This is a genomic window from Hydrogenivirga sp. (genome assembly GCF_056450045.1).
The window spans coordinates 1-9,365 of sequence record NZ_JBWONM010000085.1 but is presented as its reverse complement, the minus strand read 5'-3'; the positions used below and the strand labels follow the sequence as shown (position 1 = coordinate 9,365).

Below are 9,365 nucleotides of genomic sequence, written 5' to 3'. Positions count from 1 at the left end.
CCAACCTGAAGCCGAGGAAGATATTCGGGATTGAGTCTCAGGGGATGGTTCTCGCCCTTTCCGACGGTGAGAAGATGTCCCTAATAGTCCCCGACAGGGACCTTAGAGAGGGTGCGAAGGCTAGCTGATCTGTGCCTAAAGGCTTTTCTGCTCCTGCTTCTGTTTTTTAACTTTACCTTTCCGAAGGACCCCTTCGGGGTGGTGGAGAGGGGAGAGATTGAGGAGCTAAAGAGACTCCTAAGACCGGAAGAGGTGAACCTGAAGAATTACGAGGGAGAGAGCCTTCTCCACGTTGCGGCGGAGTTTGGTCACATAGAGATAGTGAGGTTCCTGATTGAGCACGGAGCGGATGTGAACGCGAGGGACAGGTACAAGGCAACACCCCTGCACATGGCAGCCAACAACGGACACGCTGAGGTAGTCAGACTTCTCTTAGAAAAGGGTGCGGATGTAAACGCAAGAAACCTCAACGGCTGGACTCCTCTTCACTTGGCAGCGAGGAACGGATACCTCCAGATAGTTGAGGAGCTCGTAAAGGCCGGTGCGGATGTGAACGCCAAGAACGGAGCGGGGTTAACTCCCCTGCACGCTGCAGCCATGAACGGACAGCTTGATGTTGTCATGTTCCTTCTCAAGGCAGGAGCTGACCCAAAGGCTGAGGACGGTGCGGGACTGACGCCTGCGGACATAGCAAGGGAAAACGGACACTACGATGTGTTCAGGCTCCTCAAGAGGGCTTCCGGTAATTAGGGTTGTCTTCATGTGCGTAGAACTCTACTCTGTTTCTTCCGCTGTTCTTAGCCCTGTAGAGGGCTTTGTCAGCCATACTTATGAGGGCTGTCCTGCTAAGGTTGTCCATAGGAACGAGGGATGCAACCCCAACGCTGACTGTGACGTAGCTTGAGACCTCCGAAGCAGGATGGGCTATCTTAAGGTTCTCCATGTCCTTTCTTATTCTGTTGGCCACCTTAAGAGCATCCTTAAGCCCCGCCTCGGGCAGGACCACAACGAATTCCTCCCCTCCGTACCGCGCAACGAGGTCAATCTCAGCCCTTATGTGCCTTTTCATAACCTGGGCAACCTTCCTGAGGCACTCGTCCCCTTCAAGGTGACCGAGAAGGTCGTTGTAGTTCTTGAAGTAGTCAATATCTATCATGAGTAGAGAGATGGGTCTCTTCGTCCTTCCCGCCCTCACCCACTCCTTCCTGAAGAACTCCTCAAACTTAAGTCTGTTGGCTACCCCCGTAAGACCATCAATGTAAGACATATCCCTGAGCTTCACATTGAGCTGTTCCGTCTTCTTCTTCTCAAGGGCAAGAAGCATCGTAAGAAGGAAGTCCCTCCGGCTGTGCCTTTCAAGAAGGTAGGCAACGGGTGCACCTATAAGGTTCACGGAACCGAGGAAGAACATGTTGGTGATAAGATTCTCAAGGGGGGTCTTTATCAAGAGGGTATCCACGAAAGGGTAGAGGAAGGTTATGGCGAGGGAGCAGGTGAGAGAGTAGTAGAATCTGAGAGCCGAAAGGGTGTAAGCGTAGAAGAGAACGAGCATCAGCCCCGCATAGTATAGATGGGACTTGTAGGGGTGTGCTATGTATATCATCCCCACTATGCCGAGTCCACCTATGACCACGAGTATTGAGTGGAGTATTTGAAGGAGTCTCTCGCTGTGAATTCGGAAGCTCAGAAATACGAAGAGGAGCCCGAAGGGAATGACGAGAACAAACCTTATGAACCAGAGCTTGAGGGCAACCTCGGGGAAGACTATAAGGTCAAGTATTCCAAAGGCTGCGTAGAGCAGGACACCGAGGAAGGCTGCTATCCTCATCTGCCATATGTACTTGTTTAGGTAGTATCGGAGAAAAGCCCTCTCCACTATGGGGGAGAAGTTAAGGAAGGTCAGCCCCTTGCCAAACTCCCTAACTATCTGGGACTCGTCCCTTATAGCTATTACATCAAAGAAGTGCTCAAACTCTTCAAGGACCTTTCTATCTTCTTCCATCAGCCAGCCTACTTTCTATCATCCCTATTATCTCGTCGTAAACTCCCTTTACCTCCTCGGCGAGCTTCACGAGGCTCTCCACACCTATAGAAAGAGCCTGCTCATAGACGGGCTTTACCTGCTTCTCGTAGTACTCCCTGTACTCCATGAGGTCGTATTCAAGCTCATCGGTCTCAAGCTCATCTATAAGGTTGAGGTACTCCTCCCTCCTTATCTTTATCGCTATAAGGAAGTTCTTAAGCTCCGCCCTTATGTCTCCTCTATCGGTCCCAGCGTTCCTAAAGTCCGCCATAAAATACCTCCTCAGAACATGTGGCCGAGCTTGTCCTTCTTGGTGGTCAGATACACCCTGTTGTGGGGTGTGGGCTCGGTCTTTATTGGAACCCTCTCAACTATCTCAAGTCCAAAGCCTTCAAGGGCTACTATCTTCCTCGGGTTGTTGGTCATCAGCCTCATCTTCCTCACGCCAAGGTCAAGGAGTATCTGAACACCGACCCCATAATCTCTAAGGTCAGGTGGGTAGCCCAGCTTCTCGTTCGCCTCAACGGTGTCGTAGCCTTTCTCCTGAAGTTCGTACGCCTTTATCTTGTTGGCTATGCCTATGCCCCTGCCCTCATGACCGAGCATGTAAACGAGAACGCCCTTTCCCTCCTGAGCTATCATCTCAAGGGCTCTCTCCAGCTGAGGTCTGCAATCACACCTCATTGACCTGAAGACATCACCCGTTAGGCACTCCGAGTGAACCCTCACCAGAACCGGCTCCTCTTCCTCCCACCCCCCCATCGTGAGGGCTACCTGCTCCTCCCCGGTGAGCTTGTGTCTGTAAGCGTGTATCCTGAAGGTGCCCCAGGGGGTGGGAAGGTGGGCGGTTGCAACCCTCTCAACGAGGCGCTCCTTCTTTAGCCTGTACCTTATAAGGTCTGCTATCGTGATTATCTTGAGGTTGTGTTCCTTAGCGAACTCTATCAGGTCCGGAAGGCGTGCCATGGTCCCGTCTTCCTTCATTATCTCGCATATGACCCCTGCGGGGTAGAGCCCTGCGAGCTTGGCAAGGTCAATGGAAGCCTCTGTGTGCCCAGCCCTCTCAAGGACACCACCCGGTCTCGCCCTCAGGGGAAATACGTGCCCCGGTCTTATGAAGTCGGAAGGTCCAGCCTCGGGGCTTATGGCAAGCTTTATGGTCTTAGCCCTGTCGTAGGCCGATATCCCCGTTGTGGTTCCGTGCTTTGGGTGGGCATCAATGGAGACGCAGAAGTAGGTTCCCTTTGGGTCTGTGTTCCTGTGAGCCATGGGGTAGAGGTCAAGCTCATCGCAGCGCTCTGGGGGGAGAGAGAGACATATCAGCCCCCTTCCGTACTTAGCCATGAAGTTTATCGCTTCGGGGGTTACCTTCTCGGCAGCCATCACAAGGTCACCCTCGTTCTCCCTGTCGGGGTCATCAACGACTATAACCATCTTCCCCTCTTTTATATCCGCAACAGCCTCCTCAACGGTGTTGAAGATCTGCTCCTCCTTCATTCCTTACCTCCGCTGTCCTTAAACCTCTCCTTGACCTCCTTTATAACCCTGTCAATAAGGCTCTCCCTGTAGGGAGCCTCCTCAACAACCCTCACCTCCCTGCCAAGGAACTTGCTCGCCACCCAGTTTATAACCTCCGGTCCCCAGTGGGTAAAAACATGGTCTGTTATTATGAATACGATCGCAAAGTAGAGGATATACCTCAGCATATAGATAAAGATAGGTCTGAAGTAAAGAAAGAAAAGCTATGCCTACTCAGAGAGAACCTCTTCAGCCCTCCTCGCCCTCTGGATTATCCTGACGACGACCCACCTCTTGGTCTTTGATAGAGGTCTTGTCTCCCTTATCTCAACCACATCCCCGACACGGCACTCGTTCTTCTCATCGTGGGCGTGGTACTTCTTGCTCTTTATTATGTGCTTTCCATAGAGGGGGTGGGGAACCCTTCTGTCAACCTTAACGACAACGGTCTTGTCCATCTTGTCAGATACCACAACACCTACAAGGTGCTTCCTCTTTTCGTTCCACTTCTTCTCAGCCATCAGCCTTCACCTCTCAACTCTTTCTCCCTTATAACCGTTAGGACTCTGGCTATATCCCTCCTGAGCTTCCTGACAGCCATGGGGTTGTCCAGCGCGGAGACCTTCTGCCGGAACCTGAGCCTAAGGAGCTCCATCTTGAGCTCATCCACCTTATTCCTGAGTTCATCTACCTTCATCTTTCTAAGCTCAGCAGCCTTCATATCGTAAATCCTCCAGCCTTCACGAGTCTGGTCTTTATGGGCAACTTGGCTGATGCAAGCCTGAAGGCTTCCTCGGCTACCTCCTCGGGAACACCGGAGAACTCAAACATTATCCTCCCGGGCTTGACGACCGCCACGAAGCCCTCGGGATCACCCTTACCTCCACCCATCCTGACCTCGTTGGGCTTCTTGGTGTAGGGTTTGTCGGGGAATATCCTTATCCAGACCTTAGCCCCCTTCTTGAGGGCTCTCACGAGAGCCACCCTGACAGCCTCTATCTGCCTCTGGGTTATCCAAGCCCTGTCAAGAGCCTGTATCCCATACTCTCCGAAGGCCACCCTGTTTCCCCTCAGAGACTTTCCCTTAAGGGTCCTCCTCTGCTGCTTCCTGAACTTCGTCTTCTTAGGCTGAAGGAACATCTCTTACACCTCCTGGGATACCTTTGCCAGGTCCTCCTCAATCTTCTTGAGGACCTCTTCCTTCTGCCCCTCAAGTATGTCTCCCTTGTAAACCCAAACCTTCACGCTCAGTATTCCGTACTTCGTGTAGGCTGTGGCAAAGCCGTAATCTATGTCAGCTCTCAAGGTCTGGAGGGGCATCCTTCCAACCAAGAACCACTCCTTCCTCGCAAGCTCCGCACCGCCTATCCTTCCCTTTACCTGTATCTTCACACCCTTAGCCCCAGACTTCAGGGCGTTGTCTATCGCCCTCTTCATAGCCCTCCTGTGGGATACCCTTCTCTCTATCTGGAGGGCTATATCCTCGGCTATGAGCTGGGCGTCCGTCTCCGGAACCTTAACCTCAGCGACGTTTATGGTCACCTCCTTTCCGGGGACCATCTTCTCTATGGTCTTCTTGAGGAGCTCAACCTCCTGACCTTTCCTACCTATAATTATGGCGGGTCTTGCAGCATGTATCCTTATCTTGAGCTTGTCAACTATCCTCTCTATCTCTATCCTTGATATTCCGGCTATCCTGTACCTGTTCTTGATGTATTCCTTTATCTTTAGGTCCTCGTGGAGGGTCTTGGCGTAATCCCTCTTTGAGGCGTACCACTTCATATCCCAGCTCTTCGTGACCCCAAGCCTGAAGCCAATCGGATGTGTTTTCTGTCCCATAAATCAGTCCTCCTGCTCTTCCTCTTTTTCAGCCAGAACTATTGTAAGGTGGGAGAGTCTCTTCCTGAGCATGGTAGCCCTCCCGTGAGCTCTGGGGAGCCACTTCCTGAACATAGGTCCCCTGTCAGCTACCGCCTTCTTTACGTAGAGCCTATCAAGGTCAAGCCCCTTCTGCTCAGCGTTGGCTATGGCGCTCTTGAGGAGGTTCTCAACTATGCGGGCTCCCTTCTTGGGCATTACCTTAAGAAGGTAGAGAGCCTCTCCTACGTCCTTGCCGTGTATCTGGCTGAGAACCAGCCTCGCCTTCAGAGGCGATATCCTTGCGTACCTGAGCACCGCTATTGCCTCTCCTTCTCTGTAACCCTCTCTCTGGCTCTTGTCCTTTATCTTCAGCTGTCCCATGTCATGCACCTCACTTCTTCTTCACCACCTTGGCGCTCTTCTCCGGGTGACCCCTGAAGGTTCTCGTGGGGGCAAACTCTCCAAGCTTGTGCCCCACCATCTCCTGGGTAATGTAAACGGGAACGAAGGTCTTTCCGTTGTGAACCGCTATCGTGTGCCCAACGAACTCGGGAATTATGGTCGTTGAGCGGGAGTAGGTCTTGACGACCTTCCTCTCCCCAGTCTCGTTCATCTGCTTTATCTTTCTCCAGAGCTTTGGATGGACCCACGCCCTCTTGTTGACTAAGTCCCTAAACTGCTGATAGGTCTCCTCGTACTTCTTTATCCTTCTCTCTATGAGCTCTGGGTCTCCCTTCTTCTGAGCTTCCCTTACCTTCTTGTGAAGCCTGTGGATCCTCTTGTAGAGCCTGTAAAAGCTGTCAAGGTCTTCTATGAGCTTGCTCCTCTTGTTCCAAGAACCTCTAAAACCCATTAGAGCGGCCTCCCGTCTCTGCGTGTGATTATAAACTTATCGGAGTACTTTCTTCCTCTCCTCGTCTTGTAGCCCTTTGTCTTCCAGCCCCAGGGGGATTCGGGATGTTTACCCCTCGTCCTTCCCTCACCACCACCGTGGGGGTGGTCAACGGGGTTCATGGCTGTACCCCTCACGAAGGGTCTCCAGCCAAGCCATCTTGCCCTTCCAGCCTTTCCGAGCTTCACGAGTTCGTGCTCCGCAAGTCCGACCTTCCCTATGGTCGCCATGCACCTCTCGTGAACCATCCTCATCTCACCGGAGGGAAGCCTAACCTGGACGTACTTCCCCACCCTTCCGAGAACCTGTGCCTCGGTGCCGGCGGACCTGACCAGCTGTCCCCCCTTGCCCGGGGTCAGCTCTATGTTGTGGACTATCGTTCCAACGGGTATGAACTTCAGGGGAAGGGCGTTTCCGGGCTTTATCTCGGGAAGCTCCTTTCCTGCGGAAGCGTCTTCGTAGCTTATGGACATTACCCTGTCTCCAACCTTGAGACCCTCGGGCCAGAGGATGTACCTCTTCTCGCCGTCAGCGTAGTGGAGAAGGGCTATCCTTGCACTCCTGAAGGGGTCGTATTCTATTGCAGCCACCTTTGCAGGAACAAGGCTCTTGTCCCTCTTGAAATCTATAAGCCTGTAGAGCTTCTTGTGCCCTCCGCCCCTGTGCCTTACGGTTATCTTACCCTGCTGTCTTGACCTACCCTTAGCTCTGTGCCAGAAGAAGGTGAGGGACTTCTCGGGCTCCTTCTTCGTTATCTCCGCAAAGTCGTACAGGACCGCGTGCCTCGTCCCGTTAGTGGTAGGCTTAAGCTTTCTAACACCCATCTCTCACTCCTCTCAGGTTGCAAAGTTAAGAAGGTCTATGCTCTCACCCGGCTCAAGGGTCACTATAGCCTTCTTCCACTTCTTCGTAGTTCCATACTGCCTGAACCTTCCTATGACCCTCTTCTTCTTGGGCTTCACTATAACGGTGTTAACCTTCTTAACCTTGACTCCGAAAAGCTCCTGCACTGCGTTCTTTATCTCTCCCTTGGAAGCGTCAAGGGCGACCTCAAAGGTGTACTTGTTCAGATCCTCCATGAGCCTGTTGCTCTTTTCAGTTATAACCGGTCTCAGAATTATCTCGTAAGGTCTCCTCTGACTCATGTCTCCACCCTCTTGTAGATTCCTTCAAGCGCACCTTTTATGAGAACGAGCTTGTCGCTCCAGAGTATGTCGTAAACGTTCAAGCCATCAACCGGAAGGACCTTCGCATTTGGAAGGTTCCTGAAGGACTTGTAGAGAAGCTCATCCTTGTTTGGAGTAACTATGAGGACCTTGTGGGAGTCAATCTTCTTGGATTTAAGGAACTCTATAGCCTTCTTGGTCTTCGGCTTGTCTCCGAGGTCTATCTTATCAACTATGATGATGTTCTTGCCTTGAGCCTTGTCGGAGAGAGCCATCTTAAGGGCAAGTTTCCTGACTTTCTTGGGGAGCTGATAGGAGTAATCTCTGGCTTTTGGTCCGTGGGCTACACCCCCACCGACGAGAATGTTTGCACCCCTATCTCCGTGCCTTGCGTTACCCGTACCCTTCTGGGGTAGGAGCTTCCTTCCGCTATAGTTTACCTCTCCCCTGGTCTTGGTTGAGTGGGTTCCCTGCCTCCTTGAGGCAAGCTGCCACTTTACCACTTCCCAGAGTACGTGCTTCTTTACCTTAACTCCGAAGACCTCGTCCTTGACCTCTATCCTTCCTATCTTCATGACTGCGCTCCCGCACCTGTGAGGCTCTCAATAAGAGGCTTTATTCTCTTCTGCTTTAGCTGCTGCTTCTTCCTGCCTGCTATCCTTGACTTCTCCACAAAGAGGATTCCCTTGATGGGTCCCGGGACGGAGCCCTTTACGAGGAGCACTCCCTCTTCAGGGATGACATCAACGACCACAAGGGACTGAACCCTGACCTTCTCCGCTCCCCAGTGACCTGCCATCTTCTTTCCCTTCCATACCCTTCCTGGGTCGGTCCTGTTTCCTATTGAGCCAACAGCCCTGTGGTACCTGTGACCGTGAGACTTAGGAAAGCCTCCGAAATCCCATCTCTTCATGGTACCGGCAAAGCCCCTTCCTTTAGAAGTTCCCACAACGTCAACGAGCTCGCCGGGGCTGAATACCTCCTCAAGCTTTAGCTCCTGTCCCTCCTGGTACTCCTGAGGGTTCTCAACCCTGAACTCCTTGAGGTATCTGAGGAGCTTGATGCCCTTCTTGGAGAAGTGCCCCATAAGTGGCTTTGTCAGGTGCTTCTCCTTCGCATCAAAGGCTCCCACCTGAACGGCTGAGTAGCCATCCTTCTCAGGGGTCTTCACCTGAACAACGTAGTTTGCGGGAACCTGTATGGCTGTAACGGGTATAGCTGTCCCATCGGGAGCGAAGACCCTCGTCATGCCAAGCTTCCTTCCTATAACACCGATACCCATACCATCAACCTCTCATCTTGACCTCAACGTCAACACCTGCTGGCAGGTTTATCTCCATAAGAGCTTCTATAGTCTGGGGGGTAACCCTCGTTATATCAAGTATCCTCGCGTGTTCCCTTATCTCAAAGTGCTCCCTTGACTGCTCAAACTTGTGGGGTGACCTGAGCACACACCACTTCCTGACCCTCGTGGGCATAGGTATCGGACCCTTTATCACACCACCGGTCCTCTTTACCGTATCTATTATCTTCTTGACGGACTCGTCCAAGAGCTTGTGGTCAAAAGCCTTGAGCCTTATCCTTATCTTGTCCTGCTCCATACCCGTTTACTCCTCAATCCAGAATTTTGGTAACGACACCAGCACCTACTGTCCTTCCTCCTTCCCTTATAGCAAACCTAAGTCCCTCTTCCATCGCAACCGGTGCTATCAGCTCTACCTCAAGCTCCACGTTGTCCCCAGGCATAACCATCTCCACTCCTTCGGGTAACTTCACCACCGTCCCCGTTACGTCCGCTGTCCTGAAGTAAAACTGGGGTCTGTAGTTCAGGAAAAAGGGTGTGTGCCTCCCGCCTTCTTCTTTGCTGAGTATGTATACCTGTGCTCTGAACTTCTTATGGGGGGTC

18 protein-coding genes are annotated in these 9,365 nt (G+C 52.2%); 2 read left to right on the top strand and 16 right to left on the bottom strand.

Features of this window, described 5'->3' with window-relative positions; genetic code table 11:
• The first annotated feature begins 44 nt into the window (after window positions 1–44).
• Together AC1HCM_RS03575 and AC1HCM_RS03570 are read left to right on the top strand one after the other, a co-directional pair.
• Window positions 45–128 (top strand): hypothetical protein, encoded by an 84-nt coding sequence (locus tag AC1HCM_RS03575; RefSeq protein ID WP_479460408.1) that lies wholly within the window; start codon window positions 45–47, stop codon window positions 126–128.
• Entirely contained in the window at window positions 112–750 is a 639-nt protein-coding gene (locus tag AC1HCM_RS03570; RefSeq protein WP_479460406.1) for an ankyrin repeat domain-containing protein, read from the top strand. Before AC1HCM_RS03575 ends, AC1HCM_RS03570 begins: the two co-directional genes overlap by 17 nt.
• On the opposite strand, the gene AC1HCM_RS03565 is transcribed toward AC1HCM_RS03570, so the two are convergent.
• From AC1HCM_RS03565 to AC1HCM_RS03490, 16 genes are all read right to left on the bottom strand, one after another.
• On the bottom strand, window positions 728–2,002 hold the full coding sequence (locus AC1HCM_RS03565) for a GGDEF domain-containing protein (RefSeq protein WP_479460405.1): 1,275 nt from the start codon (window positions 2,000–2,002) through the stop codon (window positions 728–730). The two genes, AC1HCM_RS03570 and AC1HCM_RS03565, sit on opposite strands and share 23 nt — an antisense overlap.
• On the bottom strand, window positions 1,989–2,294 hold the full coding sequence (locus tag AC1HCM_RS03560) for a hypothetical protein (RefSeq protein WP_479460404.1): 306 nt from the start codon (window positions 2,292–2,294) through the stop codon (window positions 1,989–1,991). Before AC1HCM_RS03560 ends, AC1HCM_RS03565 begins: the two co-directional genes overlap by 14 nt.
• Window positions 2,295–2,305: 11 nt before the next feature.
• Window positions 2,306–3,520 carry a bifunctional 3,4-dihydroxy-2-butanone-4-phosphate synthase/GTP cyclohydrolase II gene (locus tag AC1HCM_RS03555; RefSeq protein WP_479460403.1) on the bottom strand — a complete coding sequence of 405 codons (1,215 nt, stop codon included), beginning with the start codon at window positions 3,518–3,520 and terminating at the stop codon, window positions 2,306–2,308.
• Window positions 3,517–3,729 carry a hypothetical protein gene (locus AC1HCM_RS03550; protein WP_479460402.1) on the bottom strand — a complete coding sequence of 71 codons (213 nt, stop codon included), beginning with the start codon at window positions 3,727–3,729 and terminating at the stop codon, window positions 3,517–3,519. Before AC1HCM_RS03550 ends, AC1HCM_RS03555 begins: the two co-directional genes overlap by 4 nt.
• A gap of 42 nt (window positions 3,730–3,771) precedes the next feature.
• Window positions 3,772–4,062, bottom strand: a complete 291-nt coding sequence (rpsQ, locus tag AC1HCM_RS03545) for a 30S ribosomal protein S17 (protein ID WP_479460401.1) — start codon at window positions 4,060–4,062, stop codon at window positions 3,772–3,774.
• Window positions 4,062–4,262 carry a 50S ribosomal protein L29 gene (gene rpmC, locus AC1HCM_RS03540; RefSeq protein ID WP_479460400.1) on the bottom strand — a complete coding sequence of 67 codons (201 nt, stop codon included), beginning with the start codon at window positions 4,260–4,262 and terminating at the stop codon, window positions 4,062–4,064. The genes rpsQ and rpmC overlap by 1 nt, the downstream gene beginning before the upstream one ends.
• On the bottom strand, window positions 4,259–4,681 hold the full coding sequence (gene rplP, locus AC1HCM_RS03535) for a 50S ribosomal protein L16 (RefSeq protein ID WP_479460399.1): 423 nt from the start codon (window positions 4,679–4,681) through the stop codon (window positions 4,259–4,261). Before rplP ends, rpmC begins: the two co-directional genes overlap by 4 nt.
• Window positions 4,682–4,684: 3 nt before the next feature.
• On the bottom strand, window positions 4,685–5,380 hold the full coding sequence (rpsC, locus tag AC1HCM_RS03530) for a 30S ribosomal protein S3 (RefSeq protein ID WP_479460398.1): 696 nt from the start codon (window positions 5,378–5,380) through the stop codon (window positions 4,685–4,687).
• 3 nt (window positions 5,381–5,383) lie between these two features.
• Window positions 5,384–5,782, bottom strand: a complete 399-nt coding sequence (rplV, locus tag AC1HCM_RS03525) for a 50S ribosomal protein L22 (protein WP_479460397.1) — start codon at window positions 5,780–5,782, stop codon at window positions 5,384–5,386.
• 10 nt (window positions 5,783–5,792) lie between these two features.
• Entirely contained in the window at window positions 5,793–6,107 is a 315-nt protein-coding gene (gene rpsS / locus AC1HCM_RS03520; RefSeq protein ID WP_479460407.1) for a 30S ribosomal protein S19, read from the bottom strand.
• A 146-nt stretch (window positions 6,108–6,253) separates the two neighbouring features.
• Window positions 6,254–7,117, bottom strand: coding sequence for a 50S ribosomal protein L2 (gene rplB / locus AC1HCM_RS03515; RefSeq protein WP_479460396.1), 864 nt, complete (start codon window positions 7,115–7,117; stop codon window positions 6,254–6,256).
• A gap of 12 nt (window positions 7,118–7,129) precedes the next feature.
• On the bottom strand, window positions 7,130–7,438 hold the full coding sequence (rplW, locus tag AC1HCM_RS03510; protein ID WP_479460395.1) for a 50S ribosomal protein L23: 309 nt from the start codon (window positions 7,436–7,438) through the stop codon (window positions 7,130–7,132).
• Window positions 7,435–8,034: a 50S ribosomal protein L4 gene (rplD, locus tag AC1HCM_RS03505; RefSeq protein WP_479460394.1), complete on the bottom strand. Its 600-nt coding sequence runs from the start codon at window positions 8,032–8,034 to the stop codon at window positions 7,435–7,437. Before rplD ends, rplW begins: the two co-directional genes overlap by 4 nt.
• The gene (gene rplC, locus AC1HCM_RS03500) at window positions 8,031–8,741 is read right to left on the bottom strand and encodes a 50S ribosomal protein L3 (RefSeq protein ID WP_479460393.1); all 711 of its coding nucleotides are present in this window, start codon (window positions 8,739–8,741) and stop codon (window positions 8,031–8,033) included. Before rplC ends, rplD begins: the two co-directional genes overlap by 4 nt.
• 4 nt (window positions 8,742–8,745) lie before the next feature.
• Window positions 8,746–9,060 carry a 30S ribosomal protein S10 gene (rpsJ, locus tag AC1HCM_RS03495; protein WP_479460392.1) on the bottom strand — a complete coding sequence of 105 codons (315 nt, stop codon included), beginning with the start codon at window positions 9,058–9,060 and terminating at the stop codon, window positions 8,746–8,748.
• Window positions 9,061–9,073: 13 nt separating this feature from the next.
• The coding region (locus AC1HCM_RS03490) for an EF-Tu C-terminal domain-related protein (RefSeq protein ID WP_479460391.1) at window positions 9,074–9,365 on the bottom strand (292 nt) is incomplete at its 5' end.